Raw genomic sequence first — 23,943 nt, forward strand, 5'->3', positions numbered from 1 at the left:
TCATCATCCTGCATCACTAATTTGTGCTTGCACAACTATCTTGCACAATCAACTCGCACATCGTGGGGAACGCATGTCGCGGATTCACTTCGTCGTCAAGGAAAGCGCCAAGATCCGCTACCAGGCCGAGGCGGAGCGTGAGGGGAAGTCCCTCGGGCAATGGCTACGGGATGCGGCCGACGAGAAACTCGCCGCCGCGCGCCCACGTTTGTTCACCGTCGAGGAACTCCGCGAATTCAACGCAGAGTGCGATGCACGACGTTCCGACGAGCCGGAGCCCGACTGGCCCGAAGTGAAGCGTATGATCGCGGAATCGAAGATCTCCGGGTTGGAGATCATGTGATCTTCGTTGACGTGAACGTGTTCATTCACCACGTGGGTCGGAAGCATCCGCTGCGCCGGGAGGCACGCGAACGCATCTCTCACTCCCTGCGTGAGGGTGACCATCTTGTCACGTCGGCGGAAGTCCTCCAGGAACTGCTCCATTTCTACCTCCGGAGCCGACGGGTTTCCGCCTTGGACGACGCGTTCACGCTCGTGGAAGCCTGCCTCGACGAGGTCTGGGCCGTGGAAAAGTCGGACGTCACACTGGCCCGCAACCTCGCGACGAGACATCCGGGGCTTGAAGCCCGCGATCTCGTCCACCTCGCCTGCTGCATCCGGCGGGAGCCCGACGACCTCATGACCTTCGACCGGGCGCTGGCTGCGGCCTGGCGTTCCCGGTCGCCCCGCGCGGGAACCGACGCAACGACAGCTAGCCGGTCCGCTGGCCGCTACGCACTCGGCGAAAAACCGCGTGCCGAGCCCCCCTCATGGGCTTGCCGCCGCAAAGTGTCCACTACTTCCTAACCCGCCGTTTCGAGACTTCTACAGTTAACCCAATACCGAACTCGGAGAAGGAGTGCTGTCCCGCATCTCCCCCTATCTTGGACTGCCCGCATAGCCCTCGCGCCGCGTTGATCGCATCGCGAGCGTCTTCGCCCAACGGGTACGTGAAGACGGTTCGCCCAGAACCGAACCAATGCAGTTCGACGGCAACTTCGGAGACACCTGACGCTGCACGCCGTGAGTTGGCCCCTACCGAGAAGAAGAAAAGGAACTTGGCGCCCCATTCTTGGGAGAAGGATTCACTCGTGGTCTCGGCTCCCCAGCGGACGCGATTGGTGGAAGTGCTGTATCCACCTGTGTGGGGCGTGTCGTTCGTCAGGTTAGGTGCGGACGTGAAGAAAAGTGCCAGCGTCGACTCGTGATCGGAGTCCCCCTCTTCACAGAGGTAATACATGTCGCTGGTCACGTCCTCATACGGGAAGTTCATCCGAGGCCGCGCCTCGACCCGGATGCTGCTTGCGACCCACCATGTGTCGTTGGTGAACGGATCCTCAGATTCGTAGACCCGCCACGTCGACACTCGGATGGCGGCAGCGTCGCTTACCGCTCCGACGCGAGCGGTGATGACCGCCCTTCCAAATCCTATAGCTCTCACTCGTCCAGACGCGTCCACGGACGCGACATCTGGAGTGTTCGAAATCCACGAGAGAGACGGCTCGACAATCGCGTTGCCGCCTGCATCCAGAACCATCGCCGACAGCTTCACCGTGTCTCCCAGAGCCCAAAGAATCACGCTCTCGGGAGAGACACTCACGGAAGCGGCCTCCTGGCGCACGGTAACGGAGCTGACGCCGCTCGCCACGCCAGACGAGCCCGTGATAGTCGCGCTCCCATTCCCGACGGCTGTCACTTGTCCAGACGCGTCAACCGCCGCCACGGCCGGTGCATTCGAAAGCCAATCTACCGAGGCGTCCGGAATTGCATTGCCGCGGGCATCAAAGACGGCTGCGGAGAGGGCTGCCGTCTCGCCCAGCGCCACGAAGTTGAGATCTAACGGCGAGACCGTCAGCGTAGCTGCTTGTTGGTTTACGGTCACGGCGGCCGAGCCGCTCGCTGCTCCGGAGGTGCCAGTAATCGTTGCGGTACCTACGCCTGCCGCCGTTACCAATCCCTCGCTGACCGTGGCCACGGCCCCATCGCTTGACGCCCACGCAACGATCGCCGTTGCCATGGAGTTGTCGTACTGATCTCTAACCGTGGCATTTATTCTCGCGGTCTCGCCTAGGGCGACGAAGCTCAACGTCGCCGGGGTAACCGTCATTGACGTGGCTACCGGAGGGGGCGGTGGCGGCGGCGGTGGTGTCAACCGAGGCGCCGTGGTGTCAGAACCCGAGCATGCAAGCCCGGACAACGCGGCAGTGAGTGCGGCTGCGAACGGCTTGTTCACCAAGGCTCCTCCCCTCCAACAACTCTCCACGCGGGCGATCTGGTGTCTACCCGGGGACCCGGACCATTTCCTCTCGGAATCCCGCAACTTCTCGGCTCTCGTTCCGACCTCTACAAGAGCGAGGAAGGTGCTCAGATCTGGACCGATGGCACAAGCCACTTGGAGATGCGGATCGGGGGGCTGTTTACGTCTCGACGCCAACGATAGCCTATCGGTGGCTCCTGGCGGACAGGAGAGGTCGGAGGAGGAGAATCGAATGAGGGATTCGTCGAGGCGGCACCTGCCGCGCGCACGGTCGTTGGTCGTTTGGGGCGTCTTCATGGGAGTTCCCGGCCTCCTTCCTGCGGTGATGGCGGAAGTTCGGGCTCAGGAGGTCGATCAGGCGCTGGTGGCGGAGGTCGTCGCCGGCCTCCCCCTGCGGGAAATCGGGCCCGCGGTCATGGGCGGCCGAATTGCCGACATCGCCGTGCACCCGCATCGGAGCAGCACGTGGTACATCGCGGTCGGCTCCGGCGGCGTGTGGAAGACGACGAACGCGGGCGTGACGTGGGATCCCATCTTCGAGGACCAGTCCGTGTACTCGATCGGCGACATCGCGATCGATCCCAACAACCCGGACGTGATCTGGGTGGGGACGGGGGAGAACGTGAGCGGGCGCCACGTCGGCTGGGGGGACGGCGTCTACCGCAGCCGCAACGGCGGCGAGACATGGGAGAACGTCGGACTCCGCGACTCGCAGCACATCGGAAAGATCCTCGTCGACCCCCGCGACAGCGATGTCATCCTGGTGGCGGCCGAGGGGTCGCTCTGGGCCCCGGGCGGCGACAGGGGCGTCTACCGGTCGACAGACGGAGGCGACTCGTGGACGCTCGTGCTGGAGATCGACGAGAACACCGGCGTCACGGACATCGAGTTCGCCCCCGGCAATCCGGACATGGTCTACGCCGCGTCCTACGAACGCCGGCGGAAGATCTGGGGACACCTCGCGGGCGGCCCCAACTCGGGCATCTACAAGTCGACCGATGGCGGGGAGAGCTGGCGCCGGATCACGGCGGGACTCCCGACGGGCGATGTGGGGAAGATCGGGCTCGCCGTCACCCCCGCGAACCCCGAAGTCGTGTACGCGACCATGGAGGCGAACGACGATGAGCGCGGCTTCTACCGGTCCCGCGACAAGGGGGAGAGCTGGGAGAAGCGGAACTCCTACATCTCCGGCGGCACCGGTCCCCACTACTACCAGGAGATCGAGGCCTCCCCGCACGACGCGGATGTCGTGTACCAGATGGACGTGTTCATCCAGGTCACGCGCGACGGCGGCGCGACCTTCGGTAACCTCGAGACGGCGCGCGACAAACACAGCGACAACCACGCCCTCTGGGTCGACCCGGAGGACGCGCAGCACCTGCTCGTGGGGACGGACGCGGGGCTGTACGAGAGCTTCGATGACGGCCGGACGTTCCGCCACTTCCCGAACCTGCCGATCTCGCAGTTCTACAAGCTGGCGCTCGACAACGCGGAGCCGTTCTACAACGTGCTCGGCGGGGCGCAGGATCTCGGCACCCTGTGGGGTCCGGCCCGCACCACCAACATCGAGGGCGTGCGGAACCGGGACTGGTACGCGCCCATGGGGGCGGACGGGTACGCGGTCCAGATCGACCCGAGGGATCCGGATATCCTCTACCTGCAGACGCAGCAGGGGAACCTCTACCGCTACGACCGGGAGAGCGAAGAGGCGCTCGACATTCAGGCGCAGCCCTTGCCCGGCGACCCGCCCGAGCGCTGGAACTGGGACGCGCCGGTCCTCATCAGCCCGCACGACGCCGACCGCATCTACCACGGCTCGCAGCGCGTGTGGCGCTCCGACGACCGGGGCAACTCGTGGACGGCGATCAGCGGCGATCTGACGACGGACGTGAACCGCTACGAACTGGAGTTCATGGGCCGCGTATGGAGCGTCGACGACCTCATCGACAACGGGGCCATGTCGAAGTACGCAACGCTCACCGGGATCTCGGAGTCCCCCGTCGCCGAAGGCGTGATCTACACCGGGAGCGACGACGGACTCATCCACGTGACCGAGGACGCCGGTGCCACCTGGCGGCGGGCCGCGGAGCTTCCCGGCGTTCCGGAGCGCGCGTTCATCAACGACGTGGAGGCGTCGCAGTTCGACGCAGGGACCGTGTTCGCCGTGGCGGACAACCACAAGGAGGGCGACTTTCGGCCGCTCGTGTTCGAGAGCAACGACGGGGGCCGGACGTGGCGCTCGATTGCGGGAGATCTGCCCGCCGGGACGACCCTGTGGGCGATCGAGCAGGACCACCTGAATCCGAACCTTCTCTTCCTCGGGGCCGAGTTCGGGATGTACGCGAGCGTGAACGGCGGCGCGAACTGGCACATGTTGCCCGGTCCCACCATCCCGCACCGGGATATCGAAATCCAGCGCCGCGACAACGACGTGGTCGGCGCGACCTTCGGGCGCGGCTTCTACGTGCTCGACGACTACACCCCGCTGCGCGAACTGGCCGAGGGCATGAACACGGCCATGGCCGCTGCGGACGGCGGAGCGCTGTTCCCGGCTCGCGACGCGTGGTGGTACATCCCGTCGGTTCCCATGCAGGCGCGCGGCAAGCCGACTCTGGGGTCGGACGACTACACGGCGCCGAACCCGGACTTCGGGGCGACGCTGAGATACTACCTGCCCGAGACGCTGACGACGGCCGGCGAGGCCCGTCGGGACGCCGAGCGAGAGGTGCGCGAAGGTGGCGGCGATGTCCCATTCCCGGGCTACGACGTACTCCACGCGGAGGCGACGGAAAGCGGGCCGCGGGCCCTGATCGCGATCGCCGACGCCTCCGGCCGGACCCTGCGCTGGGTCGCCGGCCCCGCCAGCCAGGGGCTGCACCGCGTGAGCTGGGACCTGCGTACCCCGGCGCCCGATCCCATCGACCTCTCGGTGCCCGGCTTCACGCCGCCGTGGGTCGGGCCGCCACAGGGGCCGCTCGCCGCCCCCGGTGAATACTCCGCGCAGCTCGTCGTCGTGACGGCTGAAGGCGCGCGGGAGGTCGGATTGGCGCGAACCTTTGCCGTGAGAGCGGTGCCTACGGCCGATCCGGGCACCGATTTTGGGGCCGTCGTCGCGTTCCAGAACGAGGCGTCGGAGCTGTCGCGCCGTATCTTGTCCGCGGGTGAGGAACTCGGCCGCGCCCGGGGCCGGTTCCGTCATATGCGGGCCGCGCTACTCGAGGCGCCCGCCGCCCCTCTGGATCTGTTCGGCGATCTCGACGCGCTCGGCGCGCGGCTGCAGGAGTTCCAGATCCGGATCTCGGGTGACCCGGCGCGACAGCGCCTGAACGAGTCCACCGTGCCCTCGATCTCGAATCGGGTGGGACGCGTGATCGGAGGCCACTGGGGCACCCGCCAGACGCCGACGGCAACGCACCGCCGCAACCTCGAGATTGCCGAGGCGGACTTCGGCGTGTGGCTCGCGCAGTTCGAGGGCTTCATGGGAGGCGACTTCATGCGGGCCGAGACTGCGCTCGAGGCCGCCGGCGCCCCCTGGACCCCCGGCCGCCAGCTCCCCGGCGGCTGACGACGGATGAAGGAATGGAGTTCTTGGAGAGAACCACCGGCCCTCGCGCACGGCGCCGGCTCGGACAGGTCGTCTTCGCGCTGGCCATAGTTTTGTGGGCCTGTGCCAGCGCGCCCGCGCCGCAGACTCCGGAGCCGGGGGCGACGCAGGAGGTGCTGGCGGCAAGGATCCGCACGGTTACGATCGGGGAGGCTCGACCCGAACAAGAGGAAGCTCTCCGGCAGATCGCGGCCATCGAACCGGGCGAGGTGGACGCGGATCTGCGAGCCGCAATGGCGGAGGCGTTCGTGGTCATGCGCGGACGGCAGGAGTTCGAGGGTGTGAAGCATACGCTGGAGAATCTGCTGGCGCCCCTTTACTCGACGAACGCGTTGGCGGCGGCACTCTCCGGCATCCCCTCGCGTCCGGGGCCCACTGGCGAGGAAACAACCGCGGCTATCCTTGCAGCCCGGCTGCCTGTCTCGGAGGTGAGCGACTCGCTCCGTGCGGCCATGAACCATGCGGTGTCCGTCATTTCCGGCGGCCGAGGAACTGGCTCGCACGGTCATAGGAGAAACCGCGTCTCCCTGGTTCACCGAAAAGGGCTTGACCGAACTTGGGATCAAGAGCGCCGGTGGAGGTTTTCGCAGATTTCCGAAGTGCACGCAGGTCTTGGTACTTGCTGCCGCGAGCCGTTTCCTGGACGGTGGGGCGCGAACGATCTCCGCCTCCGTGACCGCTGAGGATCGGATGGGGATCTTAGAGGCGGCTCTCTACCTGGCAGTGGCCACGGCCGACAAGCGTCTCTCCAATCGAGTGAATCGTCTCGTGACCGATGTAGCTGCGGTCGAGGCCTTGGGTCTGGATCGGACCCAGGCCTCCGACGTGAGCGCTTACGCCCGCGAGCTACTTGCGGGGCGACCCCTCATGGGCCCTTGGGACTGCTGATCCACGCCCCGGTATGGACGCTGGACGTCAATAACGCGACGCGTTATTATGCCGGGTGATCAAGAGCTTTCACGACCGTGATGCCCAGCGGCTCTTCCAGCGGCACCGCTTTCCGAGATTGGGACCCGAGGTGCAGCGAGTCGCGCTTAGGAAGCTCAGAATGCTGGATGCGGCCGTTGACCTCGCGGACCTCCGGGTTCCGCCGGGCAATCGCCTGGAGAAATTGAAGGGCGATCGAAGCGATCAGTACAGCATCCGTATCAACCGGCGGTGGCGGATCTGTTTCCGCTGGCGCTCGGGTAACGCGTACGACGTGGAGATCGTCGACTACCATTGAGGGTGAGTGAGATGTCCGTGAACAAGCTGGCGCCGGTACATCCCGGCGAGGTGCTGCTGGAAGAGTTTCTCGAGCCGCTGGAGATCAGCCAGTACCGTCTGGCCACGGACATCGGCGTAGCTCCCGGCCGGATCAACCAGATCGTGCACGGGAAGCGCGCGATCACCGCGAATACGGCGCTGCGGCTCTCGGTCTATTTCGGGACTTCGGCGAGGTTCTGGCTCAATCTCCAGACCAGCTACGATCTCGATGTCGAGAGAGAGAGCCCGCTCGCCGTGACGCCACTTCGGGCTGCGAAGGGTTCGCAGTAGTCTCAGTGGCCGATGGCGAGTCCGTCCTTGCGGGGGTCTGACGCCCCGGCCCAGCCGCGTTCCAGCTTCATGACGAGCTGACCGCCACCGAACGACGCGCTCTCCCAGTCGACGAGTTCGTGCCCGAGCGCACCCATGCCGGCTTCGAGTCCGTCCGTCAGCTGCTCGACCGCGACCCGTAGCCCGCCCATGTGCCGGAACCGGGCCGCGTCGATCGCCTGCTGCGGGTCCATCCCGAACTCGACCATGTTGAGGACGACCTGCGTGTGTCCCTGCGGCTGCATCGACCCGCCCATGACTCCGAACGCCATCAGCGGCTCTCCGTCCCGGGTCACGAACCCCGGGATGAGCGTGTGGAAGGGCCGCTTGCCCGGCGCGACCTGATTCGGGTGCCCGTCCTCGAGCGTGAAGCCGGCGCCCCGGTTCTGGAGCACGAAGCCTGTCCCCGGCACGACGACGCCCGAGCCGAACGCGCCGTAGATGGAGTGGATGAAGGAGACCATGTTGCCGTACCGGTCGGCGACCGACAGGTAGATCGTCTCGGTAGCCGTCGCGAACTCGCCGGGCTCGACCCGCTCGGCGGCCACGGCCGGGTTGATGAGTGCTCTCCGCGCCGCGAGGTAGTCGGGCTTGATCAGTTCACGCGGGTCGATCTCCATGTGGTCGGCATCGGCCACGTGCCGGGCCAGGTCGGCGAACGCGACCTTCTTGGCCTCGATGAGGTGGTGAAGGTACTCCGGCGAGTTGTGCCCCATGCCCGCCAGATCGAACGGCTCGAGCATCCCCAGCATCTGCAGGGCGGCGACTCCCTGGCCCGCGGGCGGCAGTTCCCAGATCGTCCACCCCTTGTAGTCCATCGACAGCGGCTCGACCCAGCGCACCTCCATCGCGGCCATGTCCTCCGGCGTCAGATAGCCGCCGAGTTCCGCCAGTCCCTCGGCCACGCGCGTGCCCAACTCGCCCCCGTACATCGTGGCCGGGCCTTCCGCCGCGATCGTGCGCAGGGAACGCGCAAAGTCGGGGTTCCGGAACCATTCTCCCGCTTCGGGCGCCCGCTCACCGTCGATCAGGTAGGTCGCCGCGGCCCCGGGGTCGGCCTGCAGCTTGCTCAACTGCCCGCGCCATTGGCCCGCGATGATCGGCGTGACGGGGAAGCCCTCCTCGGCCAGCGCGATGGCCGGCGCCACGAGTTCGGCGAGCGGGCGGCTCCCGTACTTCTCGTTCAGCGCGCCCCAGCCGGCGATCGCCCCCGGTACGGTCACCGCCCCCGGTCCGGAGCCCGGCACGCGGTCGAACCCGTCGGCCCGGATCCGTTCCGGCGTCATGTTCGTCCCGGCCCGCCCGGTCGCGTCCAGCCCGACCAGCCGACCCTCCTCGGCCGACCAGAAGAGCGCCCACAGGTCGCCGCCCAGCCCCGTCATGTGCGGCTCGACGAGGGAGAGCACGGCGGAGGCGGCGGTGGCAGCGTCGAAGGCGTTGCCTCCGTCGCGCAGCACGCCGAGCGCGACGCTCGACGCCATGGGCTGGCTCGTCGCGACCATCCCGTTCGGAGCGTAGGCGGTCGATCGTCCCGCCATGGACCCCGGAGCATTCATCGCGGCCTCCTGCGTTGACGGATTCGGCAGGGTCTCCGCATCCGCGGCGCCGCACGCGGCGGCGGTCACGGGGAGGACGGCGAAGACGAGAGTCGTGGCAACGTCACGCATGCACATTATTCGGCTGATCCCCGCAAGGGTTGACGGCGGCCCCGAACCCGGGCCTGGTGTCGTGTCGCACACTACGGCCTCCATGCGGCCATGGCATCCCAGCGCGGGTAACGCGTGATGTTCACCGGCCCCGATCCGTCCGCCCGCATCGCGTAGATCTCGGAGTTCCCGTCCCGTTTCGTCGAAAAGAGGATGAACTCGCCGTCGGGCGACCAGCGGGGCAGTTCATCCACGCCGGCGCGTCCCGAGAGGTTGGTCCGGCCGCTCCCGTCCGCCCGCATCACGTAGATCTCCGCGTCACCGATATCCCGGTAGGAGGTGAACACGATCCGCGATCCATCCGGCGACCAGGAGGGCGAACGCGCCCCGCCCTCGACGGGGAGCCGCGAGAGCCCCGTCCCATCGGCCCCCATCGTCCACAGCGAGAACCGCCGGCCCCCGTCGCGGTCCGAGGCGAAGACGATCCGGGTGCCGTCGGGGGACCAGTCCGGGTCCACGTCGAAGGACGATGGACTCCGCGTGAGGTTGACCGGATTGGACCCATCCACGTCGATCACCCAGACATCCGGATCCCCCGTCCGCTCGGAGACGAAGACCACGCGCTTCCCGTCCGGGGACACGCGACCGCTGCGGTCGTACGCCGTGTCCCGGGTCACCGGCCTCCAATTCGAGCCGTCCGCGTCCATCAGGAAGATGTCGGGGTTTCCGTCGAGCCAGCTCGTGAACACGATCTCCGACCCGTCCGGCGTCCAGCTGGGCTCGAGGTTCGTCTCTCCCTCCACCGTCAGGGGCCTCTGCGCCGTCCCGTCGACGTTCGCCACCCAGATGCGCATGTATCTCTCGCGGATCGAGGTGAACACGATCTCACCCGCCGCGGGGGCTTCGGGACCCGTGGCGTCACCGCATCCGAGCGCCACCAGCGCGACGAGCGCCGCGCGAGGCAGCCAGCCGGGCACCTTCCAGGCGTACATGACGTTCGTCCGTCCTCATTTCGGGAGCTGTCGCGCGGATCGTTCCCTCGTTGCGTCTCGCCGGGACGCGGACGAGCTTGCGCCAGACCGATCAGGACCCCACGAGGGAGCTAAAGATGAGACACCCCGCCCGCCCGCACCAAGCCCTCCTACCCACACTGTCCCTTTTCCTCGCCCCGTTGCTGGCGGTCGGCTGCGGAGGGCCGGCCGACGATGCCGGGGGGACGGTCGGGGAGGAGGCCTCCATGGACGAGGCCGAAATGGAGCAGCGTGCCCGTGAGATCCACGAGAGCGTGCTGACGATCGACACGCACGACGACATCCCCTTCAACTTCGCCACCCCCGAGGTGGATCCGCTCAACGCGGACCGCCAGGTGAACCTCGAGAAGATGCGAGCCGGCGGGCTGGATGTCGGGTTCTTCATTGTCTTCGTGGGCCAGACGGAGCGCACGCCGGAGAACTACGAGGCGGCGAAGCAGGGTGCGATCACGAAGTTCGAGGCGATCCACCGCATGGCGAACGAGATGTACCCGGACCAGATCGGGCTCGCCTACACCGCCGCCGACGCGGAGCGGATCCACGCGGAGGGCCGGCTCGTGGCCGCGATCGGGATCGAGAACGGGTACGTGATCGGGAAGGATCTGTCGCTGCTCGAGCGCTACCACGAACTCGGCGCCCGCTACATAACGCTGGCGCACAACGGGAACAACGACATCGCCGATTCGGCGCAACCCAACCCCGCGTACGGGGATACGCCGGAGGAGAACGGAGGGATCAGCGATTTCGGCGAGGAGGTGATCGCCGAGATGAACCGGCTCGGGATCATGATCGACGTCTCCCACATCTCGAAGGCCGCCAGCCTGGAGGCCATGCAGCTCTCCCGGACTCCGGTCATTGCGTCGCACTCCGGCGCCCACGCGGTGAACGCCCATCCCCGCAACATGGACGACGAGCAGCTCTACGCCCTGCGCGAGAACGGCGGTGTGATCCAGGCCGTCGCGCTGGGTTCGTTCGTGAAGTCGCCTTCCGGGGAGCAGCAGGCGGAAGTCACCGCGCTCCGCGAGTCGATCGGCTTCACGAGCTTCTCGCAGATGGCGGACGAGCAGCGCGTCGCCTTCCGCGACGGGATGGCCGAAATCCGGTCGCGCTACCCGGCCGTGAACGTGGCGGACTTCGTCGACCATATCGACCACGCCGTCAACCTGATCGGCATCGACTACGTGGGAATCAGCTCTGACTTCGACGGGGGCGGCGGAATCGACGGGTGGAGCGACGCCTCGGAGACGCTCAACGTCACGATCGAACTCGTGCGCCGCGGCTACTCCGAGGAGGAGATCCGGCAGCTCTGGGGCGGGAACACGCTCCGCATCTGGCGCGCCAGCGAGGAGGTCGCCGCCGATCTCCAGCAGAGCGGGGATTGACCCGCCGCATGGAGACGCCCCGCCCGCGCGGTCGCCGCCCCCGGACCGCCAACACCGGCTCACGTGTCGCGGTCCTCGCGCTGGGGCAGGCAATGGCCGCGCTGGCGATGGGGGTTGCCGCCTGCAGCGAATCGCCGGGCGAGGCCGGCGGGGCCGACGCTCCCTACCGCATCGGCGCCACGATCGAGGTGGGGGCGGCCCCGCACGGCATCCGGTTCAGTCCGGATGGGGACACCGCCTGGGTAGCGCTGAGCGGCGAAGGCCGGATCGCGGTCGTGGACCTCTCCGAGTCCGCCGTGGTGGCGCGCTGGGAGGCTGGAGACACGCCGCTCGACCTCGTCCGCGTCGAGGGCGGCTGGCTCGTGAGCCAGTTCCGGGATTCGACGCTCATCCGGCTCGACGAAGAGGGCCGGCTCGTCCCCGGCGCCGTGTGGGGCGTCGGGGCGGGTCCGTCGCTGTTCACGCCCGGGACCGTGCGCGGAGAGACCTGGATCACGACCGAGTTCTCCGACCGGCTGTGGACGGTGGACACTCGCGAGGGGGTGCCGCGGGTGTTCCATGCCACCGGCGATCGCCCCTATCCGGCGGACGTGATGTGGGACGGGTCCTACGCCTTCGTGCCCAACCTTGATGCGGGCTCGGTCTCCGTCATCGACCTCCTGAACCGGGAAACGGACGCCACGGTCGAGGCGTGTCCGGGGCCGCCGGGGGGCGCGCTCACGCCCGACCAGGTCACGTACGTCGTGGCCTGCGGCGGATCCGACGAAGTGGCCTTCATCAACACCGCGTCCTTCGCGATCACGGGCCGCGTCTCGGAGGGCATCGGCCCCCGGCCGTTCTCGGTCGTGGTGCCCGGAGACGGTCGCCATGCGCTGGTCAACAACGCGGGCGGGAACACCGTCTCCGTCGTCGACCTCGAATCCCGCGCCGTCGTGCAGCGACTGGAGGTCGGCGAGCAGCCCATCGTCCTGCGCGCACACCCGGACGGCGAGCGCGTGTTCGTGGCGAACGAGATCTCGGGTACGCTGGTTGAACTGGCCCCGGCCGCGGCAGCGCCGGAGTCGCCCGCTCCCTCCGAGGCGGACACGACGCTGAACGAGGTCGTCGTGCTCGGGATGATCCACTCGGGCCACGAGACCAGCGAGATGTTCAGTCTGGAAGTCGTGAGAGACCTGGTTCGGGAGATCGATCCGGACTACTGGCTGACGGAGATTCCGCCCAACCGCTGGGACCGGGCGTGGGCCGAGTTCGAAGCCACCGGGACGGTCGCGGAGCCCCGGGTCCGCCGCTTCCCCGAGTACATGGAGGGACTCTTCCCCCTCTCCCGCGAACTGGAGTTCGAGGTCATCCCCACGGCGGGGTGGACGGAGCCGATGTCGGATTTCCGCGCCGCCTATCTCGACGCCTACTCGCGGGACCCGGATCGGGCCGAAGGATGGGCGGAATACCGGGCGGCCGCGGAGGCTTCAGCCGAGGCGCTGGCCGCGGGCGCGGCGGACGACCCGCGCTGGATCCACACCGATGCCTACGACGAAGCCTACGACATCCGCATGCGGACATACGCCCGCCTGTTCGACCCGGCACTGGGCCCCGGTGGCTGGGAGGCGATCAACGCCTCGCACTGGGCGTACATCGAGGCCGGGCTGGACCGTCACCGGGGGGAGGGCGTCCGTTTCCTCCTCACCTACGGAGCGGGACACAAGGGGCCGTTCCTCCGCGAACTCCGGAAGCGCGACGACATCGTGCTCCTCGACGTGGCAGCTGCCCCAACGCGGCAGCGCGCCCCGCGTCGTCCCTCGACCGACCCGGTCTTCGATTCGTCGGAGCACAGGGATCTTTCCGAGCGGCTGCTGTCCGTCAGAGGTGGCTTCTTCACGCCGGACGGCGGTCTCGTTGTGGTGGACCGCACCGAGATCTACATCATCGACATGGCGTCCGGGGAGCATCGAGTGGTGGGGCGCAAGGGAGGGGGGCCGGAGGAATTCGGCCACATAGAGCGGGCGGTTCGCACGTCGGAGGGTGTCACCGTTTTGGACTACCTCAGGCGTCGTATCGTGTCGATTGGCCACGATGGCGATTTTGGCCACTCACAAAGCTACTCGGATGTTCCGCTCAACAGCCTTCAACCGGGGCTGGTAGCCCGTCATCCAGACGGCAGCACGGTCTTCCGCGACGGAGACGGCGACGCGCGCTCGTGCGGAAATCCAAAGGTCGATACTGGCGGCAAGCTCGGTACGTGGCGGTGAATGCCGACGGCGGACTTCGGGTGGTCGCGGAGACACAAGGCAACGAACGGTACTCCGACACGAGACACGACAGTCCCGTGTTGTTTGGTCACCGGACATTGGAGGCGGCGACCGCAGACCGTCTCGTCGTCGCCGAAACTGACCGGGGATCCATCTCGGTACTCGACTGGAGCGGCGTGCCGGTCGCCGGTATTCCGATGCCGGCCGGCGTTAGGCTGTCCGCAGACCAAGTGCGGATGGGGCGAGAGTCCGCGGCGTCGCAGCGGCGGCAGCAAAGGGGGTGGCTCATGGAAGCCGCGTCGGACGGCGGGTTCCCGTTCGCGCCGTCGGAAGTAGAGGAGCGACTCCTCTCCTTTATGCCGGACCGGCCGGCAAACGAAGTGGCGCCCCCGATCGATGCGATGCTAACGGACTTCGATTCGAGACTCTGGGTGAGAGATTATCGGCTTCCCGGCCAGGATAGCGTAACGTGGCGAGTGTGGGACATCGACCGGGAGCGGCTGCTGTTCACGGTGAGCATGGATGGTGAGGACAGGTTGCTCGACGCGCGAGGCGACGTAGTGTTGCTGCGCCGATTGGATGCATTCGACGCTCACCAGGTTGTGGTTACTCCGCTTCGCCCCGAGCAGGCCAAAGGGGGGACTTAGTCCCCGAGCAGGTCGAGGATCGCGGACTTCGAGATCAGCTCCGAGAAGACGTGCGGTTCCCCGCCCGGCCGGTACAGCACGTAGAAGGGGATGCCGTAGCGGCCGAAGTCGGCCAGATAACGCCCGATCGATTCATCACGCCGGGTCCAGTCGGCCCGCATCGCAACCACCCCGTGCTGCTCGAACGCTCCGGCCACCTCCTCGGTCTCGAGGAAGAGCGCCTCGTTGACCTTGCAGGTGAAGCACCAGTCCGCCGTCACGTCGACGAACACATAGGTGCCTGCGGCGGACAGTTCCTCGGCCCGGTCGCGATCGAAGGGCTGCCACGCGATCAGCCGGTCCTCGGGCGCGACGCCCAGCGTCGATGCCCCCGATTCGGAGCGGCCCTGCGCGACCGTCGCGACGGCGAGCACCGCCAGGGCCGCCGCGGCGAGCCCGGCGACTCGGCGAAACGGCCGCCCGCTCCCCCTGCGGCTCGCGAGCCAGACCGCAAGCGCGACGGCCAGAAGCCCGACCTCGAAGAAGGCCACGCGCGGCGCCGGCACCAGGCCGGACAGCACGAAGAGCAGCCACACAAGCGTCGCCGCGAGCAGGAAGCCCATCACGACACGGAACGTCGCCATCCACGCGCCCGGTCGGGGCAGTGCGCGGCCGATAGCGGGGAAAGCCGCGAGCAGCAGGTACGGCGAAGCCATGCCGGTCCCGATCGCGCCGAACATGGCCACCGTCGTACCGGAGTCCTGCGTGAGCGCAAAGCCGAGCGCGGTGCCGAGGAACGGAGCGGAGCAGGGCGTCGCCATCAGCGTGGCGAAGAACCCCGTGACCAGGTGTCCCGGTAGCCCTTCGGACGGTCCGGTCGAGCCCACCTTCGCCAAGGCCGCCGGGAGGGGGATCTCGAACAGCCCCCACATGTTGAGCGTGAAGAGGAGCATCACCACGGCGAGCGCCCCGACGAAGAGCGGTTCCTGGAACTGGATGCCCCAGCCCACGGCGACGCCTGCCGAACGCGCGGCGATCGCCGCCGCTGCCAGGAGCAGGAAGGAGAGGATGATCCCGGCCGCCGTGGCGAGCCCGCCCGCCGTGACCGCGCGCCGCCCGCCCTCCGCGCTCTTCACCAGACCGAACACCTTGAGCGACAGCACGGGGAGCACGCAGGGCATCGCGTTCAGGATCAGCCCGCCTACGAACCCCAGGAGCACGAACCACAGGAAGCCACGCCCCGAGCCCGCCGCCTGCCCGGCACCACTCGCCGCCGCGCCGACATCCGCCGCGAAGAACTCCGGGTTCGCCGCCTGGCCACCGGCGGCCACCGTCAGTCCCACGGTCGTCGGAGTCGTGACCGGGGCGAGACACATTTTGTCGTCACACGCCTGGTAGGTGACGTTCGTCCGGATCGGGTAGGTGCCCGCCGCCGCCCCCGCCGGCGTCGGAAGGGAGGCCCGGATGAAGACCTCGCCTTCGTAGACAGAGATGGCGTCGGCCGCGAAGCTGAACCGCTTCATCTCGCCGACCGGATATCGGAGTGCGTCCGCCGCCGCCCAGTCCGGCGGCATCTCGATGTCGACCGCGGTCGCGATCAGGTTGTCGTACGTCGGCTGGTTGCTGTTCGTGTGCCAGCCGTCCTCGATCGTCAGGCGTACCGCGAGTTCCGCCGATTCCCCCGCGAGGTAGGCGGTGCGATCGAGCGCGACCGAGATGTCACCCTTCTCGAGATCCAGCACCCCCTGCCGAGGGATCTGCGCCGTCCCCATGATGGGAAGGAAGGGTCCCGCGACCATGGCGAACAACCCCGCAAGCGCCAGCCGCGCCCGGTGCGTCCCGCGGATTCGTCCTTCCGGTGTTATTCCCTGTAAACCGACGTCCATTCGTTTCGATCTCCCCACTCGAACTGACGACAACTCGTTACGAAGAGTAGTTGTCCGTGTCCCCCGTCAAAACACCCGCCACGATTGACGTGTGTAGCAGCCGCGGACCACACTTGAGGATGTCTGGAGCGTCCCGCGACACCGAATCCGGAGGCCGACATGAAACGTTGGGGTCTGTTGCTGCTGAGAGTGAGCACGGGGTGGCTACTGGTGATGTGGGGGCTCGACAAGATCTTCAACGTGGAGCATGGGCAGCGCGTGGCCGAGAGCTTCTACCTCGGACTCGGCTCCCAGGCGATCGTGCAGAACGTGCTGGGCGGGCTGGAGGCACTCCTCGGCCTGCTGGTCGTGATCGGGCTGTGGAGGAAGCGGACCTACCCGGTGATGTTCGTCGTCCTGCTCGTGACGGCGCTCGCCGTGTGGAAGTCGATCCTCGATCCGTGGGGTTGGATGCTCGACGGGTCCCAGGTCCTCTTCTACCCGTCGATCATCGTGTTCGCCGGCGCCATGGTCCTTTGGGGCACGATGGATGAGGACGAGATGACGGTGGACGCCCGACTAGGCTGAACCCGGGCTGACGGTTCAGCCGTGCTCCGGCTCGGGCTGCCGGATGCGCCCGAGGCGCCACACGCCGACCGCGACGAGGACGGCGACGATCGGTAGCCCGGCCGTGCCGGTGAGAACGATCAGCGAGGCCATCACGAACGCCCCCGCGGCCGCGATGAGCCCCGTGATGAGCCAGCCTCCCAGCACTACCAGGATGCCCGTGACGCGCTGTTCCGCATCCGCGGCGCGCCAGGTGCGGTCGCCCAGCGAGGCGCCCATCGCGGCCATGAACGTGATGTAGGTCGTCGACAGCGGCAGCCCGTTGGCCGTCCCGATCGAGATGAGGAGCGCGGCCACCGTCAGGTTCACGCTGGCCCGGAGCAGATCGTAGGGAGGGGCCGCGGGATCGAGCGGCGGCGGGGCGGTGCGGCCCTCGATCCGCGACCGGATGCCGCCCGGCGTCAGGCGCCGCGCCGCGCCCAGACCTGCGTGACCCAGAGCGACGAGCGCGGCGCCCAGCCCGCTCGTCCTGAATCGCTGCTTCGTGTGGCCCTGCGCGGCGAGCCGGATCTCCGTGTCCGTGACACGCCGCGCCTTCCGCGACCTCGTGAGCGCTGTGACCATGACCGCGCCGGCCAGCAGCAGCGCCCACGGCGGGGTTCCGACCCGGCCGGAGAGATCCACGCCTTCGACGAGTACTGCCTGGAAGGCTGCGACCGACGGGCCGATGAAGTTCACCAGGTCGTTGCCGGCGAACGCGATCGACAGCGCCCCTGTCCCCGTGAGCACGATCGCCCCGATGACCCTCGAGGGTTGCTGCCGGAACGCCATCGCCAATCCGCCCGCTACAACAAACACGCTCCCCAGAATCAGGACGATCCGGTCGCGAAGCATCGAAATCGTCTCGTCGTCGAGGATCGCCGCGCCCTGCAGTCCCTTGAACAGCACGAAGTAGGTCATCGCAGCGAACGATACCCCCGTCCACAGCCAGCCCCAGCGCGGAAAGCTCGACTTCAGGTCGTGCCCGTACAGGACGCGCACCACAAACATCACCACGGCCGCGCTCACAAACGCGGTGACGACCGACAGGACGATGGCCGTATAGATCCCCAGCACCGGCCCGCTATTGATCACTTCCAGCGCCCCGTCGATGCCTCCGCCGTTGGTCCAGAGGGCGACCGCGATCGAGGCGCCCACCAGTTCGGACACGATCGATACCGTCGTGCTCGTGGGCAGCCCGAAGGTGTTGAAGAGGTCGAGGAGAAGGACATCCGCCGCCATCACGCCGAGGTAGAGCGCGAGGATCGACGTCAGGATAATCGCCCCCTGCGGGTCGACGAAGTGGCTGGGGTCGAACACCCCGCGCCGCGCCACCTCCATGAGACCACTCGAGGTGAGGGCCCCGAACAGGATCCCCACCGTGGAGATGATCATGATGACGCGTCGCCGCGCGACGCGGGACCCGAATGCCGAGTTCAGGAAGTTCACCGCGTCGTTCGCCACCCCGACCCACAGGTCGAACGTCGCGAGCGCGAGGATCAGAAGGAGAGCGATGGTCTCGAACAAGGGCATCAACCCCTGATTGGGTGCCGCCACGGCCCGTGAGCCGTCGCGGTCACGTGCCCCGCGTCGGCCATGTCCGGGCCAAACCCTAGGCCGATTTCGAAGCCGGGCAACCGTCGTGACCAGACTGTTACCTCAACGACGGTAAAAGGCGGCCAGGTCCTGACTCTCGGGAGGCTGCGCACCGAGCTGCCTCAGCATCGTCACAACCTGCCCTCTGTGGTACGAGGCATGGTTTACCACGTGCTGCACGGACTGCCCGTAGACGGAGCTTCCCGGAGACCCGTCGAGCAGCGTGTAACGGAACGTCCGCTTGATGCCGTCGGGGCCGAGTCCACCCACGAACCGCCGCACTCGTCCCTCCTCCTGCATCCAGCGGGTGCGGATGTCCTCCACAGTCTCCAGACCCGCAAGGGGCAGCGGCTGCCCTGGCGACTCACCATTCCAGCGCGAGTACCACGCCCACTCGGCCGACACGAGGTGGATCAGCGTGTCGCGGATGGACGGGAAGCTGTTCGCCAGATCCTCACGGAACTGCTCCGGCGTGATTCGCTCCACCGCATCGAGCAGACGATCTCGAGCCCAATAGTGATAGTCGAGCAGCGCGACCAACGCGTCCGGCGTCATCCAGGCATCTCCCAGGCTGGAAGTGGGCGAAAGCAACGGGGCTCTTGCGGCGGCGATGGTAACCCGAGGCCGATGCCCGCGCGACGCGGTGGTCACCGATTGGACCGCCGCCGGCTCGTTCCGCCAGGGTGGCGTAGCCGTGGGTTCAAGAGTAGATGAAGCCTGCCCGCGACGAGCGAGGTCAAGCGACCGAGGAGATAGGCATGCGCGTCCCACCCTTCGCGATGGAGCGGTGGCAGTCGACATTCGAGCATCGCGTCGACTACAACATCTCCGAGAGCGGCGTGCATCCGCCCACCCTCTCCGAACTTCTCGACCTGATCGGCCTGGATCCCGGCGACGTGCGCCTGGAGTACGGCCAGAGCGACGGTTCGGATGCCCTCAAGTCCGCGATCGTGGCGCTCTATGAGGGGGCGCATCCCGACAACATCCTCGCCACGATGGGCGGGGCCGAGGCGAACTACGTGGTGCTCTGGAGCCTGCTTTCCGCCGGTGACAGGGTCGTGGCGCTGGAGCCGACGTACGGCCAGACGCCGGGTCTGGCGCGCGGGCTGGGCGCGAACGTCGTCTCGTGGAAGCTCGAGGAAGACCTCGGTTGGCAACCCGAGCCGGGGAGCGCCGCCGAGGCCATCACGCCGGGGACGCGTCTCGTCGTCGTCACCAACCCCAACAACCCGACCGGCGCCGTGCTCACCTCCTCGGCCATGGACGAGATCGTGGCCGCGGCGGAGGCGGTCGGGGCATGGATTCTCTCCGATGAGGTATACGTCGGAGCGGAAGTCGAGGGCCCGGAGACCCCGAGCTTCTGGGGCCGGTACGACAGGGTGATCGTGACCCAATCCCTCTCGAAGGCCTACGGACTGCCGGGGCTGCGGCTCGGCTGGATCGTAGCGCCGGCCCACCGGCACGAGGAGTTCTGGGGCCACAAGGACTACACCACAATCACCCCGGCCACGCTGTCGGATGTGATGGCGCGCCGCGTGCTGAGCCGCGAGATGCGGCCCCGGCTGCTCGAGAGGACCCGCGGGATCATCCGGGCCAACCTCCCCGCGATCACCGGCTGGCTGGACGACCGCGGAGACATGTTCTCGTACCGGGCGCCGGACGCCGGGGCGATCTGCTACGTTCGCTACGACCTCGACATCAACTCCACGGAGCTGGCGGAGCGGCTGCGGGCCGAGAAGAGCGTTCTCGTCGTCCCCGGAGACCACTTCGGCATGGACCAATACCTGCGCGTCGGCTTCGGCAACCCGGCCGCGGAACTCGAGGAAGCGCTCGGGCGGGTGGCGTCACTGCTCGAGGAGGCATGCGCGCCGGTAGCGTAGCCGAAAGGGGGTCGGCGTGGCCGCCGCGCTGGAAGTCGAACTGAAGCTGGTCGGTGATCCGAGCGAACTCTCGGCTGCGTTCGAGAACCTGAGCGGCGACCCCCCGATCCGGCAGACCCTCCTCAGCACCTACTACGACACGCCCGAAGGTCATCTCCGCCGCCGCGGCTTTGCGCTGAGAGTGCGCGAAGAGAGCGGCAGCCGGGAGTTGACTCTCAAACAGGATCGCGGCGACGGCCTCACACGCGGTGAGTGGACATCCCCGATGGACGGACCGTCGGTGGACCTGGACATCCTCCCCCGGCACGCCCCCCGCGACGCCCTCGGGATCAGTGATCCCGCCGCGCTCGAGCCGAAGTTCCTCACCGAGATCGAACGCAGTAAGAAGGAGACCAGGACCGGCGACGCCTGGGTGGAGGTGTGTCTGGATACCGGTCGGATCGTGGCGGGCGACCGTCAGGAACCGGTCGAAGAGCTGGAGTTCGAGCTGTTGAACGGCCCCGTGACCGACATGCTGTCCGGCGTCCGATCCGTCCTGGGGGAGAGATGTCTGTCCATCGGGACGCGCTCGAAGGCCGAGCGTGGCATGGATCTGTCGCGGGGCGCCTCGCCGGTGGCGGTCAGGGGGACGAAGGTATACCTCGACGCTTCGGACACCGTCGACCGGGCCCTGGCCAAGGTGGCGCGCGCCACCTCAATGCAGCTCATGGGGAATCTCGCCCCCATCGTCGAAGCCTCGGATGCGGAGGGTGTGCACCAGCTGCGGGTCTCGCTGCGGCGGCTGCGCTCGGCCCTCCTCTTCTTCAAGGACCACTTGGGGTCCCGCGCGGCCGAACTGAACGTCGAGGGGAGACGTGCGCTCAAGCGATTGGGCCCCGCGCGAGACTTCGATGTGTTCCTCCTCGAGACGCTGCCTCCGGTGATCGACGCGAACGTGGAGGAGTTCGCGCTGCTTCGACTTCGCAAGGGTGCCGAAGATCGGCGTCGGCCGGCCTACGAAGATGTTCACCGGCTCATTGCGGATCCGAGGTTCAACCGATTCCTGCTGGACCTGATGTGCGTGGCGGAGTCCGGTGGATTGGTCGTGAGGCAGGCGGACGAACCCCTCACGGCGACGGCGACGCGGATGCTCGCGAGGAGATATCGGGCGCTGATGAAGTCGGGGAGGAGCTTCGACGGGCTCGCGGAACCGCAGCGCCACAGGGTGCGGATCGCGCTCAAGAAGCTGCGCTATGCGTGTGAATATTCCCGCACGCTGTTTCCGGATCCGGCGACGGGTGCTTACCTGCGCTGCCTGTCCGAACTGCAGGACGATCTGGGCCGCATGAACGATGCGGCCGTCGCGCGGTGGATATCGCTGGATGTGGCCGGGGACGACCCCGACATCGCAGCAGGAGCATCGCTCGTCGGCGACTGGTCCGGCCGGTGGGCACGGTCCGCGGAACCGCGATTGCGGAAGACCTGGCTGAAGTTTGCCGAGACGAAGCCGTTCTGGCAGGCCTCAGAGCAGACGGGGGCCCAGCGAACGGCGGTGCCGCCGCACTCCGCGCCAGAACAGGAGCAGCGTCAGCAGTAACACGCCGCTGCCCACGAAGAGCCGGAGCGGGTTGTCCGACACGCGGCTCCCCGGGTTGTCGAGCAGGGCGTCGAACAGCGTGGGCGGATCGTACAGCACGCCCCCCTTTCCGATGCGCGAGACCGTCTGCGTGAGTGAGATGTCGACGCGCGGATCGCTCTCGAGGATGAGGAAGTCCCCCAGCTTGCCCGGCTCCAGCGTGCCCCGGGAGCTTTCGAGCCCCAGGGTCCGGGCCGCCTCGCGTGTGGCGGCGTAGAGAGCATCCTCCGGCGACAGCCCGGCCGTGACCAGCGCGTCCATCTCTTCGTGCAGCGCGAGACCGGGCGCGAGCGCACCATCCGTGGCTGTAGAGACGGACCCGCCTGCCGCGTGAAACTCCCGCACGAAATCCCGCAGCACGTCGAGCGCGGCATCGAGTTGCTCCGCCTCCGCGGGCGTCCGGCCGGGCAGAAGGCGGTCCTGGATCCGCTCCGTCACCATCGGGTGTTCGAGCAGGCGGTTCATCCCGTGCGGCAGCCGGTACGGCGCGGCCCAGCGCTCCTGCTCGAGCAACTGCGGTGCGAACGCGAGGCCCCGGGCGCCCATCGCGCGAGCGGAATCCAGCAACGCTTCGCGGTCGGCCTGAACCCATCGAGACCGCGCGAAGACCCGGAGATCTCGCGGCGTGCGCGAGGGCGGCCCGCTCGTGGCCATCGGGATGGTGGCGGCGATGGCGTCGCCGAAGACGCCGAAGGGCCGGAGCGCTGGGTCGGGCGGGATGGCCGGACGGGGAGCGGGGATGCGCGCATCTTCGCTGCCCGTCGGCGGTCGCGGCCCACCATCGGGCGCGGCCGGAACCTCCGGCACGGCGGCCGTCGTGACCCCGAGCAGGAAGGCCAGGTAGGCGGCCTGCTCATCACTCTGCTCTCCCGCCGCGTCCATCACGTCGATCAGCCCGGGCACCACCCAGAAGCCATCGGCGTCCATCACGTCCACACCCGCCGGACCGGCGCAGTCCGCTCCCGCGCCCAGGCACGTCACCACGCCGTCAACCACGACGAGTCGGCCGTTCAGCCACGCGGCCCCCGTGCCGTCGAGGATGTTCGCGTTGTCGATCACGATCGACCCGGGCCCGCCGCACGCCGCGAGGCCGAGCGCCAGCACCGCCAGCCACGTCGAGGATCCCTTCGTTTCCGTCATGGTGTTCCAGTCATCGAGTCCCGTTCAGAAGCTCCATCACTTCACGATGGAGCTTCGGCGGCGCGGCGACCGTCGAGGTGCCCCCGATGGGGTTATCTCCCTCCCAGGTCGTGATCACGCCGCCCGCCCCGCGCACCACCGGGACAAGCGCCGCAATGTCCCACGGATGCATCATCGGGTCGAGCATGATGTCCGCCCTCCCAGACGCGACCATAAGGTATCCGTAGCAGTCACCCCAGCCCCGATACAGCGCCACGCGCGACCACAGCGCCTCGAACGCCGCCGCGTCCTTGTGCTCTCCGACCGCGCCGGGATCCGTCGTGAGCAGGGTCGCCTCCGCCAGCGACCGGTCCTCACGAACCCGGACCGGCTCGCCATTGAGGGTCGTGCCCGACGCCGTCCCGATCATGAGTTCCTCTGTGATCGGCTGGTAAACAACCCCGAGAATCGGCTCGCCCTCGTGCAACAGTCCGATGAGGGTACCGAACAAGGGAACGCCCGCCACGAAGGAGATCGTCCCGTCGATGGGATCGAGTACCCACACATACTCGGCGTCCTCGTCCTGTGTCCCGAACTCCTCGCCGATGATTCCGTGGTCGGGGAAACGGGCCAGAATCCGGTCCCGGAGCAGCGTCTCGGCGTAGCGGTCCGCGACGGTCACGGCCGAGTCGTCGCTCTTGGACTCGACGATCAGGTCGGGATGGCGGAACATGCCTGCAATGGCGCGGCCCGACTCCTCGGCGAGTTTTCCCGCGAATCCCCTCAACGAATCAGGATCCAACCTTCTCCTCCGGTTTGGGCGCGATCCGGCTCACAGGATAGTTTATCGGAC

At 67.7% G+C, this 23,943-nt stretch carries 19 protein-coding genes; 11 read left to right on the top strand and 8 right to left on the bottom strand.

The window, feature by feature from the left end:
• The first annotated feature begins 73 nt into the window (after positions 1-73).
• Both ACN9M6_RS09705 and ACN9M6_RS09710 read left to right on the top strand, forming a co-directional pair.
• The gene (locus tag ACN9M6_RS09705; RefSeq protein ID WP_419162726.1) at positions 74-343 is read left to right on the top strand and encodes a hypothetical protein; all 270 of its coding nucleotides are present in this window, start codon (positions 74-76) and stop codon (positions 341-343) included.
• Entirely contained in the window at positions 340-849 is a 510-nt protein-coding gene (locus ACN9M6_RS09710) for a type II toxin-antitoxin system VapC family toxin (protein WP_419162727.1), read from the top strand. Before ACN9M6_RS09705 ends, ACN9M6_RS09710 begins: the two co-directional genes overlap by 4 nt.
• Here the strand turns inward: ACN9M6_RS09710 and ACN9M6_RS09715 are convergent.
• Positions 839-2,596, bottom strand: a complete 1,758-nt coding sequence (locus ACN9M6_RS09715; protein ID WP_419162728.1) for an Ig-like domain-containing protein — start codon at positions 2,594-2,596, stop codon at positions 839-841. The genes ACN9M6_RS09710 and ACN9M6_RS09715 overlap by 11 nt on opposite strands.
• Here ACN9M6_RS09715 and ACN9M6_RS09720 point away from each other — a divergent pair.
• The 3 genes from ACN9M6_RS09720 to ACN9M6_RS09730 all read left to right on the top strand — a co-directional run bounded on the left by ACN9M6_RS09720 (position 2,532) and on the right by ACN9M6_RS09730 (position 7,439).
• Positions 2,532-5,864: a WD40/YVTN/BNR-like repeat-containing protein gene (locus tag ACN9M6_RS09720; RefSeq protein WP_419162729.1), complete on the top strand. Its 3,333-nt coding sequence runs from the start codon at positions 2,532-2,534 to the stop codon at positions 5,862-5,864. The genes ACN9M6_RS09715 and ACN9M6_RS09720 overlap by 65 nt on opposite strands.
• 982 nt (positions 5,865-6,846) lie before the next feature.
• Positions 6,847-7,128 (top strand): type II toxin-antitoxin system RelE/ParE family toxin, encoded by a 282-nt coding sequence (locus tag ACN9M6_RS09725; RefSeq protein ID WP_419162730.1) that lies wholly within the window; start codon positions 6,847-6,849, stop codon positions 7,126-7,128.
• A gap of 11 nt (positions 7,129-7,139) precedes the next feature.
• Positions 7,140-7,439: a HigA family addiction module antitoxin gene (locus ACN9M6_RS09730; RefSeq protein WP_419162731.1), complete on the top strand. Its 300-nt coding sequence runs from the start codon at positions 7,140-7,142 to the stop codon at positions 7,437-7,439.
• A 2-nt stretch (positions 7,440-7,441) separates the two neighbouring features.
• Here the strand turns inward: ACN9M6_RS09730 and ggt are convergent, their stop codons facing one another.
• Both ggt and ACN9M6_RS09740 read right to left on the bottom strand, forming a co-directional pair.
• Positions 7,442-9,145, bottom strand: coding sequence for a gamma-glutamyltransferase (ggt, locus tag ACN9M6_RS09735; RefSeq protein WP_419162732.1), 1,704 nt, complete (start codon positions 9,143-9,145; stop codon positions 7,442-7,444).
• A 71-nt stretch (positions 9,146-9,216) separates the two neighbouring features.
• Positions 9,217-10,116 carry a hypothetical protein gene (locus ACN9M6_RS09740; RefSeq protein ID WP_419162733.1) on the bottom strand — a complete coding sequence of 300 codons (900 nt, stop codon included), beginning with the start codon at positions 10,114-10,116 and terminating at the stop codon, positions 9,217-9,219.
• Positions 10,117-10,232: 116 nt separating this feature from the next.
• Here ACN9M6_RS09740 and ACN9M6_RS09745 point away from each other — a divergent pair, with 116 nt between their 5' ends.
• From ACN9M6_RS09745 to ACN9M6_RS09755, 3 genes are all read left to right on the top strand, one after another.
• On the top strand, positions 10,233-11,537 hold the full coding sequence (locus ACN9M6_RS09745) for a dipeptidase (RefSeq protein ID WP_419162734.1): 1,305 nt from the start codon (positions 10,233-10,235) through the stop codon (positions 11,535-11,537).
• Positions 11,538-11,545: 8 nt separating this feature from the next.
• The gene (locus tag ACN9M6_RS09750) at positions 11,546-13,783 is read left to right on the top strand and encodes a hypothetical protein (protein ID WP_419162735.1); all 2,238 of its coding nucleotides are present in this window, start codon (positions 11,546-11,548) and stop codon (positions 13,781-13,783) included.
• Positions 13,784-14,070: 287 nt separating this feature from the next.
• On the top strand, positions 14,071-14,430 hold the full coding sequence (locus tag ACN9M6_RS09755; protein WP_419162736.1) for a hypothetical protein: 360 nt from the start codon (positions 14,071-14,073) through the stop codon (positions 14,428-14,430).
• On the opposite strand, the gene ACN9M6_RS09760 is transcribed toward ACN9M6_RS09755, so the two are convergent.
• On the bottom strand, positions 14,427-16,295 hold the full coding sequence (locus ACN9M6_RS09760) for a thioredoxin family protein (RefSeq protein ID WP_419162737.1): 1,869 nt from the start codon (positions 16,293-16,295) through the stop codon (positions 14,427-14,429). The genes ACN9M6_RS09755 and ACN9M6_RS09760 overlap by 4 nt on opposite strands.
• Before the next feature lie 159 nt (positions 16,296-16,454).
• Between ACN9M6_RS09760 and ACN9M6_RS09765 the strand changes: the two genes are divergently transcribed.
• Positions 16,455-16,862, top strand: a complete 408-nt coding sequence (locus ACN9M6_RS09765) for a DoxX family membrane protein (RefSeq protein ID WP_419162738.1) — start codon at positions 16,455-16,457, stop codon at positions 16,860-16,862.
• 15 nt (positions 16,863-16,877) lie between these two features.
• Here the strand turns inward: ACN9M6_RS09765 and ACN9M6_RS09770 are convergent, their stop codons facing one another.
• Complete coding sequence (locus tag ACN9M6_RS09770; RefSeq protein ID WP_419162739.1) at positions 16,878-18,437, bottom strand: inorganic phosphate transporter; 1,560 nt, start codon at positions 18,435-18,437, stop codon at positions 16,878-16,880.
• A 102-nt stretch (positions 18,438-18,539) separates the two neighbouring features.
• Positions 18,540-19,031, bottom strand: a complete 492-nt coding sequence (locus ACN9M6_RS09775; RefSeq protein WP_419162740.1) for a DinB family protein — start codon at positions 19,029-19,031, stop codon at positions 18,540-18,542.
• A gap of 203 nt (positions 19,032-19,234) precedes the next feature.
• On the opposite strand from ACN9M6_RS09775, the gene ACN9M6_RS09780 reads away from it, so the two are divergent.
• Positions 19,235-20,356 carry an aminotransferase class I/II-fold pyridoxal phosphate-dependent enzyme gene (locus tag ACN9M6_RS09780; RefSeq protein WP_419162741.1) on the top strand — a complete coding sequence of 374 codons (1,122 nt, stop codon included), beginning with the start codon at positions 19,235-19,237 and terminating at the stop codon, positions 20,354-20,356.
• Between the two features lie 16 nt (positions 20,357-20,372).
• Complete coding sequence (locus ACN9M6_RS09785; RefSeq protein WP_419162742.1) at positions 20,373-21,932, top strand: CHAD domain-containing protein; 1,560 nt, start codon at positions 20,373-20,375, stop codon at positions 21,930-21,932.
• On the opposite strand, the gene ACN9M6_RS09790 is transcribed toward ACN9M6_RS09785, so the two are convergent.
• Positions 21,858-23,111, bottom strand: a complete 1,254-nt coding sequence (locus ACN9M6_RS09790) for an amidohydrolase family protein (RefSeq protein WP_419162743.1) — start codon at positions 23,109-23,111, stop codon at positions 21,858-21,860. The genes ACN9M6_RS09785 and ACN9M6_RS09790 overlap by 75 nt on opposite strands.
• A 10-nt stretch (positions 23,112-23,121) precedes the next feature.
• Complete coding sequence (gene hisN, locus ACN9M6_RS09795) at positions 23,122-23,892, bottom strand: histidinol-phosphatase (RefSeq protein WP_419162744.1); 771 nt, start codon at positions 23,890-23,892, stop codon at positions 23,122-23,124.
• Positions 23,893-23,943 lie beyond the last annotated feature (51 nt).

This window comes from Candidatus Palauibacter sp., assembly GCF_965197445.1.
Lineage (GTDB): Bacteria > Gemmatimonadota > Gemmatimonadetes > Palauibacterales > Palauibacteraceae > Palauibacter.

Bases quoted from the DNA above. Each gene is read 5' to 3' on its own strand.
- ACN9M6_RS09750 (WP_419162735.1), top strand. From the start codon at position 11,546: ATGGAGACGCCCCGCCCGCGCGGTCGCCGCCCCCGGACCGCCAACACC.
- ACN9M6_RS09790 (WP_419162743.1), bottom strand. From the start codon at position 23,111: ATGACGGAAACGAAGGGATCCTCGACGTGGCTGGCGGTGCTGGCGCTC.
- ACN9M6_RS09740 (WP_419162733.1), bottom strand. From the start codon at position 10,116: ATGTACGCCTGGAAGGTGCCCGGCTGGCTGCCTCGCGCGGCGCTCGTC.
- ACN9M6_RS09765 (WP_419162738.1), top strand. From the start codon at position 16,455: ATGAAACGTTGGGGTCTGTTGCTGCTGAGAGTGAGCACGGGGTGGCTA.
- ACN9M6_RS09715 (WP_419162728.1), bottom strand. From the start codon at position 2,596: ATGAAGACGCCCCAAACGACCAACGACCGTGCGCGCGGCAGGTGCCGC.
- ACN9M6_RS09745 (WP_419162734.1), top strand. From the start codon at position 10,233: ATGAGACACCCCGCCCGCCCGCACCAAGCCCTCCTACCCACACTGTCC.
- ACN9M6_RS09755 (WP_419162736.1), top strand. From the start codon at position 14,071: ATGGAAGCCGCGTCGGACGGCGGGTTCCCGTTCGCGCCGTCGGAAGTA.
- ACN9M6_RS09720 (WP_419162729.1), top strand. From the start codon at position 2,532: ATGAGGGATTCGTCGAGGCGGCACCTGCCGCGCGCACGGTCGTTGGTC.
- ACN9M6_RS09780 (WP_419162741.1), top strand. From the start codon at position 19,235: ATGCGCGTCCCACCCTTCGCGATGGAGCGGTGGCAGTCGACATTCGAG.
- ACN9M6_RS09730 (WP_419162731.1), top strand. From the start codon at position 7,140: ATGTCCGTGAACAAGCTGGCGCCGGTACATCCCGGCGAGGTGCTGCTG.
- ACN9M6_RS09775 (WP_419162740.1), bottom strand. From the start codon at position 19,031: ATGACGCCGGACGCGTTGGTCGCGCTGCTCGACTATCACTATTGGGCT.
- ggt (WP_419162732.1), bottom strand. From the start codon at position 9,145: ATGCGTGACGTTGCCACGACTCTCGTCTTCGCCGTCCTCCCCGTGACC.
- ACN9M6_RS09760 (WP_419162737.1), bottom strand. From the start codon at position 16,295: ATGGACGTCGGTTTACAGGGAATAACACCGGAAGGACGAATCCGCGGG.
- ACN9M6_RS09705 (WP_419162726.1), top strand. From the start codon at position 74: ATGTCGCGGATTCACTTCGTCGTCAAGGAAAGCGCCAAGATCCGCTAC.